Origin of the sequence: Neisseria sicca 4320 (genome assembly GCF_000193735.1) — a bacterium.
GTDB lineage: Bacteria > Pseudomonadota > Gammaproteobacteria > Burkholderiales > Neisseriaceae > Neisseria > Neisseria sicca_E.
This window is the reverse complement of the sequence record NZ_AEPF01000071.1, coordinates 1-6,250: the sequence shown is the minus strand read 5'-3', so window position 1 is coordinate 6,250 and position 6,250 is coordinate 1. Positions and strand designations below refer to the sequence as shown.

At 50.1% G+C, this 6,250-nt stretch carries 1 protein-coding gene, 2 tRNA genes and 3 rRNA genes; all 6 read left to right on the top strand.

What is annotated here, in order from left to right; genetic code table 11:
- Nucleotides 1-299: 299 nt before the first annotated feature.
- Nucleotides 300-1,840, top strand: a 16S ribosomal RNA gene (locus NSCA4_RS0107240).
- A 101-nt stretch (nucleotides 1,841-1,941) separates the two neighbouring features.
- Nucleotides 1,942-2,018: transfer RNA gene (locus tag NSCA4_RS0107235), tRNA-Ile, on the top strand.
- A 5-nt stretch (nucleotides 2,019-2,023) separates the two neighbouring features.
- Nucleotides 2,024-2,099, top strand: a tRNA-Ala gene (locus tag NSCA4_RS0107230).
- A gap of 431 nt (nucleotides 2,100-2,530) precedes the next feature.
- Nucleotides 2,531-5,422, top strand: a 23S ribosomal RNA gene (locus NSCA4_RS0107225).
- Between the two features lie 94 nt (nucleotides 5,423-5,516).
- A 5S ribosomal RNA gene (rrf, locus tag NSCA4_RS0107220) occupies nucleotides 5,517-5,630 on the top strand.
- Together the 16S, 23S and 5S rRNA genes with 2 tRNA genes alongside form the textbook arrangement of a ribosomal RNA operon.
- A gap of 345 nt (nucleotides 5,631-5,975) precedes the next feature.
- The coding region (locus NSCA4_RS0107215; RefSeq protein WP_016687513.1) for a ComEA family DNA-binding protein at nucleotides 5,976-6,250 on the top strand (275 nt) is incomplete at its 3' end.

The following is a 6,250-nucleotide window of genomic DNA, read 5'->3' as shown; positions in this document are numbered from 1 at the left end:
TTTGGGAGTTGACGGTTTTTGGTGGTGGGGGTATAGTTCGGTTCTTCGCTGCTTCGGCGGCGGTTGAACGAACTGATAAGTATATCACAGTTGGTCTGACTTTTCGAGGTTTTGTGAAAAGTTTTGATTGACAATGATTTGAAATGCTTTATAATTCGTTTTCGCTCTTTAACAAAACAGATTACCGATAAGTGTGAGTGCGACAGCCTCACACTGTTTGAAAGACAGACAAGATGATGTTTTAGACATTGTCCTGTCGGTTTCTTTGAAGCAGACCAGAAGTTAAAAAGTTAGAGATTGAACATAAGAGTTTGATCCTGGCTCAGATTGAACGCTGGCGGCATGCTTTACACATGCAAGTCGGACGGCAGCACAGAGAAGCTTGCTTCTTGGGTGGCGAGTGGCGAACGGGTGAGTAACATATCGGAACGTACCGAGCAGTGGGGGATAACTAATCGAAAGATTAGCTAATACCGCATATTTTCTGAGGAAGAAAGCAGGGGACCATTTGGCCTTGCGCTGTTTGAGCGGCCGATATCTGATTAGCTGGTTGGTGGGGTAAAGGCCTACCAAGGCGACGATCAGTAGCGGGTCTGAGAGGATGATCCGCCACACTGGGACTGAGACACGGCCCAGACTCCTACGGGAGGCAGCAGTGGGGAATTTTGGACAATGGGCGCAAGCCTGATCCAGCCATGCCGCGTGTCTGAAGAAGGCCTTCGGGTTGTAAAGGACTTTTGTCAGGGAAGAAAAAGATAGGGTTAATACCCCTGTCTGATGACGGTACCTGAAGAATAAGCACCGGCTAACTACGTGCCAGCAGCCGCGGTAATACGTAGGGTGCGAGCGTTAATCGGAATTACTGGGCGTAAAGCGGGCGCAGACGGTTACTTAAGCAGGATGTGAAATCCCCGGGCTCAACCTGGGAACTGCGTTCTGAACTGGGTGACTAGAGTGTGTCAGAGGGAGGTAGAATTCCACGTGTAGCAGTGAAATGCGTAGAGATGTGGAGGAATACCGATGGCGAAGGCAGCCTCCTGGGATAGCACTGACGTTCATGCCCGAAAGCGTGGGTAGCAAACAGGATTAGATACCCTGGTAGTCCACGCCCTAAACGATGTCGATTAGCTGTTGGGCAGCTTGACTGCTTAGTAGCGAAGCTAACGCGTGAAATCGACCGCCTGGGGAGTACGGTCGCAAGATTAAAACTCAAAGGAATTGACGGGGACCCGCACAAGCGGTGGATGATGTGGATTAATTCGATGCAACGCGAAGAACCTTACCTGGTCTTGACATGTACGGAACCCTCCAGAGACGGAGGGGTGCCTTCGGGAGCCGTAACACAGGTGCTGCATGGCTGTCGTCAGCTCGTGTCGTGAGATGTTGGGTTAAGTCCCGCAACGAGCGCAACCCTTGTCATTAGTTGCCATCATTAAGTTGGGCACTCTAATGAGACTGCCGGTGACAAGCCGGAGGAAGGTGGGGATGACGTCAAGTCCTCATGGCCCTTATGACCAGGGCTTCACACGTCATACAATGGTCGGTACAGAGGGTAGCCAAGCCGCGAGGTGGAGCCAATCTCACAAAACCGATCGTAGTCCGGATTGCACTCTGCAACTCGAGTGCATGAAGTCGGAATCGCTAGTAATCGCAGGTCAGCATACTGCGGTGAATACGTTCCCGGGTCTTGTACACACCGCCCGTCACACCATGGGAGTGGGGGATACCAGAAGTAGGTAGGGTAACCGCAAGGAGCCCGCTTACCACGGTATGCTTCATGACTGGGGTGAAGTCGTAACAAGGTAGCCGTAGGGGAACCTGCGGCTGGATCACCTCCTTTCTAGAGAAAGAAGAGGCTGTCGCATTCACACTTATCGGTAAACTGTAGAAGATGCGGAAGAATGCTTGAGTGAAGACAAGATTCGCTTAAGAAGAGAATCCGGGTTTGTAGCTCAGCTGGTTAGAGCACACGCTTGATAAGCGTGGGGTCGGAGGTTCAAGTCCTCCCAGACCCACCAAGAACGGGGGCATAGCTCAGTTGGTAGAGCACCTGCTTTGCAAGCAGGGGGTCATCGGTTCGATCCCGTTTGCCTCCACCAATACTTTCCAAATCAAAGCGAGTTAAAAAAGCAGTGTAACTGCTTTCTTTTTTTCTAAAGAGAAGTCTGCTGACGAATCAGTTTGACGGGAAAAGAAAGGCTGCTATAATAATCAGCTCATTTTGATTTGCGAAGTAAATAGCAATATTGAACGCATCGATCTTTAACAAATTGGAAAGCCGAAATCAACAAACAAAGACAATGTGTCTGTTTTCGATGATTGACTAATTGCAAATGGTCAGTTATCTCCTAAATAGGAAAAGAAAAACAGGAACAGTATTTGGGTGATGATTGTATCGACTTAATCCCGAAAGACAAAAGGCGGGATTAAGACACAACAAGCAGTAAGCTTTATCAAAGTAGGAAATTCAAGTTTGATGTTCTTGTCAACGGAATATCAGGCAAAGTCAGAGAAGTTCTTGAAATGATAGAGTCAAGTGAATAAGTGCATCAGGTGGATGCCTTGGCGATGATAGGCGATGAAGGACGTGTAAGCCTGCGAAAAGCGTGGGGGAGCTGGCAATAAAGCTATGATCCCGCGATGTCCGAATGGGGAAACCCACTGCATTCTGTGCAGTATCCTAAGTTGAATACATAGACTTAGAGAAGCGAACCCGGAGAACTGAACCATCTAAGTACCCGGAGGAAAAGAAATCAACCGAGATTCCGCAAGTAGTGGCGAGCGAACGCGGAGGAGCCTGTACGTAATAACTGTCGAGATAGAAGAACAAGCTGGGAAGCTTGACCATAGTGGGTGATAGTCCCGTATTCGAAATCTCAATAGTGGTACTAAGCGTACAAAAAGTAGGGCGGGACACGTGAAATCCTGTCTGAATATGGGGGGACCATCCTCCAAGGCTAAATACTCATCATCGACCGATAGTGAACCAGTACCGTGAGGGAAAGGCGAAAAGAACCCCGGGAGGGGAGTGAAATAGAACCTGAAACCTGATGCATACAAACAGTGGGAGCACCCTTGTGGTGTGACTGCGTACCTTTTGTATAATGGGTCAACGACTTACATTCAGTAGCGAGCTTAACCGAATAGGGGAGGCGTAGGGAAACCGAGTCTTAATAGGGCGAACAGTTGCTGGGTGTAGACCCGAAACCGAGTGATCTATCCATGGCCAGGTTGAAGGTGCCGTAACAGGTACTGGAGGACCGAACCCACGCATGTTGCAAAATGCGGGGATGAGCTGTGGATAGGGGTGAAAGGCTAAACAAACTCGGAGATAGCTGGTTCTCCCCGAAAACTATTTAGGTAGTGCCTCGAGCAAGACACTGATGGGGGTAAAGCACTGTTATGGCTAGGGGGTTATTGCAACTTACCAACCCATGGCAAACTAAGAATACCATCAAGTGGTTCCTCGGGAGACAGACAGCGGGTGCTAACGTCCGTTGTCAAGAGGGAAACAACCCAGACCGCCAGCTAAGGTCCCAAATGATAGATTAAGTGGTAAACGAAGTGGGAAGGCCCAGACAGCCAGGATGTTGGCTTAGAAGCAGCCATCATTTAAAGAAAGCGTAATAGCTCACTGGTCGAGTCGTCCTGCGCGGAAGATGTAACGGGGCTCAAATCTATAACCGAAGCTGCGGATGCCAGTTTACTGGCATGGTAGGGGAGCGTTCTGTAGGCCGATGAAGGTGCATTGTAAAGTGTGCTGGAGGTATCAGAAGTGCGAATGTTGACATGAGTAGCGATAAAGCGGGTGAAAAGCCCGCTCGCCGAAAGCCCAAGGTTTCCTACGCAACGTTCATCGGCGTAGGGTGAGTCGGCCCCTAAGGCGAGGCAGAAATGCGTAGTCGATGGGAAACAGGTTAATATTCCTGTACTTGATTCAAATGCGATGTGGGGACGGAGAAGGTTAGGTTAGCAAGCTGTTGGAATAGCTTGTTTAAGCCGGTAGGTGGAAGACTTAGGCAAATCCGGGTCTTTTTAACACCGAGAAGTGACGACGAGTGTCTACGGACATGAAGTAACCGATACCACGCTTCCAGGAAAAGCCACTAAGCTTCAGTTTGAATTGAACCGTACCGCAAACCGACACAGGTGGGCAGGATGAGAATTCTAAGGCGCTTGAGAGAACTCGGGAGAAGGAACTCGGCAAATTGATACCGTAACTTCGGGAGAAGGTATGCCCTCTAAGGTTAAGGACTTGCTCCGTAAGCCCCGGAGGGTCGCAGAGAATAGGTGGCTGCGACTGTTTATTAAAAACACAGCACTCTGCTAACACGAAAGTGGACGTATAGGGTGTGACGCCTGCCCGGTGCTGGAAGGTTAATTGAAGATGTGAGAGCATCGGATCGAAGCCCCAGTAAACGGCGGCCGTAACTATAACGGTCCTAAGGTAGCGAAATTCCTTGTCGGGTAAGTTCCGACCCGCACGAATGGCGTAACGATGGCCACACTGTCTCCTCCCGAGACTCAGCGAAGTTGAAGTGGTTGTGAAGATGCAATCTACCCGCTGCTAGACGGAAAGACCCCGTGAACCTTTACTGTAGCTTTGCATTGGACTTTGAAGTCACTTGTGTAGGATAGGTGGGAGGCTTTGAAGCAGAGACGCCAGTCTCTGTGGAGCCGTCCTTGAAATACCACCCTGGTGTCTTTGAGGTTCTAACCCAGGCCCGTAATCCGGGTCGGGGACCGTGCATGGTAGGCAGTTTGACTGGGGCGGTCTCCTCCCAAAGAGTAACGGAGGAGTTCGAAGGTTACCTAGGTCCGGTCGGAAATCGGACTGATAGTGCAATGGCAAAAGGTAGCTTAACTGCGAGACCGACAAATCGAGCAGGTGCGAAAGCAGGACATAGTGATCCGGTGGTTCTGTATGGAAGGGCCATCGCTCAACGGATAAAAGGTACTCCGGGGATAACAGGCTGATTCCGCCCAAGAGTTCATATCGACGGCGGAGTTTGGCACCTCGATGTCGGCTCATCACATCCTGGGGCTGTAGTCGGTCCCAAGGGTATGGCTGTTCGCCATTTAAAGTGGTACGTGAGCTGGGTTTAAAACGTCGTGAGACAGTTTGGTCCCTATCTGCAGTGGGCGTTGGAAGTTTGACGGGGGCTGCTCCTAGTACGAGAGGACCGGAGTGGACGAACCTCTGGTGTACCGGTTGTAACGCCAGTTGCATAGCCGGGTAGCTAAGTTCGGAAGAGATAAGCGCTGAAAGCATCTAAGCGCGAAACTTGCCTGAAGATAAGACTTCCCTTGCGGTTTAACCGCACTAAAGAGTCGTTCGAGACCAGGACGTTGATAGGTGGGGTGTGGAAGCGCGGTAACGCGTGAAGCTAACCCATACTAATTGCTCGTGAGGCTTGACTCTATCATTTGAAGAACTTCAAAGATAAATGCTTACTGACTGATTCAGTCATCACCAAATATATTGATTAAGGCTTTACCGATTTGTACAGTTTAAGTTTGGCGGCCATAGCGAGTTGGTCCCACGCCTTCCCATACCGAACAGGACCGTGAAACGACTCAGCGCCGATGATAGTGTGGTTCTTCCATGCGAAAGTAGGTCACTGCCAAACACCTATTCCGAGCCCCCGACAGATGTCGGGGGCTTTACTTTTTATTGTTGACAGGTTCGGCGAACCGGACATCCCTGCCTTGCTGGCGGCGGTGGGCAAAATGGATTAGTACTCCGAATGCTCCGGTTGCAGAAGGATGGACGTTTGATGATGCGGGCGGGCCCGCTCCGAAATTGAGGCGGGCTGGCAGATGTTGCAGAATCAATACATTTGGAGATAGTAAGGTTGGAAATATTTGAAATTGTTTGAGTTGAAATAATGGAAAGTATATGATAATAAGATATATAGTGGTAACGCATTCCGGCGTTGCCGTCCATATTAACGAAACGATAGGAAAACGTCCTTATGAAAAAATTCCTCTTTGCCGCACTCTCCGTTCTGACTGCCTCACTGTCGCTGGCCGCCGTCAACATCAATACCGCTTCGCCGTCCGAATTGGAAGCCCTGCCCGGCATCGGTCCGGCCAAAGCGAAAGCCATTGCGGACTACCGCCAGCAGCACGGTGCCTTCAAATCGGTCGAGGAGCTTAAAAACGTCAAAGGCATCGGCGAGGGTATCTTCTCCAAACTGAAGGCCGAAGCAACCGTCGCGCCCGCACCTGCAAACCCAAAAGCTAAAAA